Here is a 3473-nt window from a genome sequence, read left to right as displayed (position 1 = left end):
TTTAAAATGTGCAAAACTCGGCGTGCGCGCGGTTGTGCGCTCGTTTTCACGCACCGATAAATTTGCGGATGAGCGCTCGAAAAAGCATACGAGCGTGGATGGCGAGAGCTTTAATGCAAGCGTCACACCGCGCAGAAAGCGCACGGCAGATATTTCTAGCGCGAATGTCAAAAAAAACGCCTTGCTTTCCAAAAGCATCTCTGCTAAAAAAAATGCAGCAACAAAAAGCGTGCCTGCAAAAAGATCTCCGCTGGCTAAAAAATCCGCACCTATCGCAAAAACCGCATCGACCGCTAAAAGTATCGCAGCAAATGTAGCCCCTATATCCACTGCAAAATCAACCTCCGTAGCTAAATCCGCATCCACCAAAAGCGCCGCGCAAAATAAAATTTCCGCGCCAAGCGCAAAAGCGATACCCGCTAAAAGCGCATCTCAGAACGCAAAATCTCGCCGTACCGCAAAAAATACTGCTACGCCTACCGCAGCCGCCACAAAAGACGACGTCGTAACCATCGCAAGTTCCGCATCTACTGCGAAACAGCCGCGCCGTGCTGCAAAGAGCGTGCCCTTTAAAAGCTCTGCCGCAGGGAAGTCGTAATGGTAAATTTATTAAATTTAACCCGTATCGTAAACGGAACGATGCTAAATAATCCCGCGATCTCCGCGGTCGAGAGCTTTGCGATCGAGCCTGCAAAGGTTGCGAAAAAGGGCGCTTTCATCGCACTCGGCGCAAACGAGCGCGATGTGCGCACCGCGATTGATAACGGCGCGTACGCGATCATTTTCGATAACAACTTCAAGCCGCTTAACGACGAGATCGCCTTTATAAAGGTCGAAAATTTATGCTCGGCGCTCGTGCGGCTGATAAAATTTTTGGGCGAGACGTGGCGGCACGGCTTCGTGCTGATAAACGAGGTGCAAAGCGAGATACTACGTTACACGAGCGTGCCGAAAAATTTGATGTTTGCGCCGCGCAGCAAGGGCGAGCTTTTCATCAGTCTGCTGAATGCCAAAGAGAAAAATACCTACTTCACCACCGACGGCGAGCTTTTGCAAAGCCTCGGTATCTCGCCCGTCCGGATCCCCACGAGCGACGATTTTAGGCTGCTTTACGGCGGCTCGATATTTTACAGCAGCTTCGTTTTCGGCGGACTTTATTATTCAAATTTAATCTTTCCGCAGCTGTTTTTGCCCGAGCTATGCGGCGTGATCGAGTATCTCTCGCGCAAAAACATACCCTTTAAATTTCAAAACTTAAGCGCATTCGGCCATTTTGAGCCGATTTTTGTGGATCGATTTTTTAACGTTAGCTCGCTCGGCGGAAGCTACCGCGCCTTTATCGCCGAGAGCGATCCTGAGCTTTTTGCGCGCGAGGCGGAGTTTTTGCGGGCAAAATTCCGCGAAAAAATTATCGTCTGCGCTAGCTGGGAGGACCGATTGGACGGCACCAAGATCGACTTTCGCTTCAATAAGCTAAGCGCGCTAAAAAGCTTGCCCGAGTTTCACTACGCGCTGGTTTTTGCGGAAAAGAGCGCGATCTTGCAGCTTCTAAATCAAAAACCGCAAGAAAAAAATCTATTTTTTTAAAGGCAGCGGATGCAGAGATTTGATGAAATTTTAAACGGAAATTTTTGGATAAAGAGGCTTTACGAAAACGGGCTATTGCGCGAGGTAAAGGAGCAGATCGGCACCGAGCTTGAGATCGCGCACGCAAGCTATATCGAGGTCAAAAAAGAGCGTTCGCAGGCGCTGCTTTTTACGAACGTGCGAAACGCGCAGGGCAAACAGATGCCGCCGGTGCTAAGCAATATTTCCGGCTCATCTTCTGCGTTAAATTTAATCCTCGGCCGCAAACCTGACGAGATCGCCGCCGAGATCGAGAGCCTGTTCGGCATGGGCGCCCTGACCGACAAGGACCGCTACAAGTCCCTCATCGACATCTGGACTAAGGCCACCACCGAGGTCGCCGAGGCGATGCGCGAGAACTTCCCCGAGCGTAACACCGTCTTCCAGATGGTGGCCTCCGGCGGCCGCGGCAACTGGGACCAGATCCGCCAGCTCGCCGGTATGCGAGGGCTCGTGGCCGACCCCAGGCAGCGCCTCATCGAGCGCCCGATCAAGTCCAACTACCGCGAGGGCCTGAGCGTCCTGGAGTACTTCATCGCCACCCACGGCGCCCGCAAGGGCCTGGCGGACACGGCGCTGCGCACCGCCGACTCCGGATACCTCACCCGGCGCCTGGTGGACGTCTCCCAGGACGTCATCGTCCGCGAGGACGACTGCGGCACCCGCAAGGGCCTGACCAAGCACCTGGTGTCCTGGAGGGAGGAGGGCGACGAGCGCGTCCGGGAGGTCTCCGACATCCTGGAGACCACCGTCTACGGCACGACGCTGGCCCGCGACGCCGTTGATGCCGAGGGCAATGTCGTCATCCCCGCGGGAACCGATCTGAGCGAGGCCGTTGTCTCCAAGGCCATTGATGCCGGGATCGAGGAGGTCGTGTGCCGCTCGGTGCTGACCTGCGACTCCGCCGTCGGCACCTGCGCCGCCTGCTACGGGCGTTCACTGGCGACCGGCAAGCGCGTCGATATCGGCGAGGCCGTCGGCATCATCGCCGCCCAGTCCATCGGCGAGCCCGGCACGCAGCTGACGATGCGCACCTTCCACACCGGTGGTGCGGCGGGCGCCGCTGACATCACTCAGGGGCTGCCTCGCGTCCAGGAGCTCTTCGAGGCCCGTACACCCAAGGGCGAGGCTGCCGTGGCCGAGGCCGCGGGCACTCTCAAGATCGAGGACGACGCCGACGGCAAGCGCCTGATCATCACTCGCGACGACGGCGAGGAGGACCTGCTGGTCCCGGTGTCGCGTCGTCAGCGCCTGCTGGTGACCGACGGCGATCACGTGGAGCCGGGCGACGCCCTCACCGAGGGGCCGGTCGACCCCAAGAAGGTTCTGCGCCTGCGGTCCGTGGGCGCCACTCAGCGTCACCTGGTGGACGAGGTGCAGGACGTCTACCGCTCGCAGGGCGTGGACATCCACTCCAAGCACATCGAGGTGATCGTGCGTCAGATGCTGCGCCGCGTCACCGTACTGGAGGCCGGGGACACCAATCTCCTTCAGGGAGACCTGGTCGACGTCATGCACTTCCGCGCCGAGAACCGTCGCGTCGTTGCCGAGGGCGGCAAGCCCGCCTCCGGGCGCACCGAGCTCATGGGGATCACCAAGGCCTCCCTGGCCACGGACTCCTGGCTGAGCGCCGCCTCCTTCCAGGAGACCACGCGCGTGCTCACCGAGGCCGCCATGAACGGCAAGTCCGACCCGCTGCTCGGGCTCAAGGAGAACGTCATCCTCGGTAAGCTCATCCCCGCCGGTACCGGACTGGCCCGGTACTCGGACATCGAGGTCGAGCCCACCGAGAAGGTCAAGGCCGAGGTCTTCTCCCGCGTGGACCTGGGGGACAACGTCTTCGGCGA

The 3473-nt window shown here is 58.5% G+C and carries 2 protein-coding genes and 1 pseudogene; all 3 read left to right on the top strand.

Features of this window, described 5'->3' with window-relative positions:
- On the top strand, positions 1-598 hold a 598-nt coding region (locus Q0277_RS01950; protein WP_297995051.1), incomplete at its 5' end, for a hypothetical protein.
- A complete protein-coding gene (locus Q0277_RS01945) occupies positions 598-1587 on the top strand; it encodes a hypothetical protein (protein ID WP_297995048.1) in 990 nt (329 codons plus the stop codon). The genes Q0277_RS01950 and Q0277_RS01945, both read left to right, overlap by 1 nt.
- Positions 1588-1596: 9 nt before the next feature.
- A pseudogene (locus tag Q0277_RS01940) lies at positions 1597-3473 on the top strand (UbiD family decarboxylase domain-containing protein); the annotation flags it as partial.

This window comes from uncultured Campylobacter sp. (genome assembly GCF_938030815.1).
Classification (GTDB): Bacteria; Campylobacterota; Campylobacteria; order Campylobacterales; family Campylobacteraceae; genus Campylobacter_B.
Note: the sequence above shows the minus strand (reverse complement) of the source record. Positions and strands in the feature narration are given on the sequence as shown.

Excerpts from the sequence above, each read along its gene's own strand:
- Q0277_RS01945 (WP_297995048.1), top strand. The coding sequence starts at position 598 with ATGGTAAATTTATTAAATTTAACCCGTATCGTAAACGGAACGATGCTA.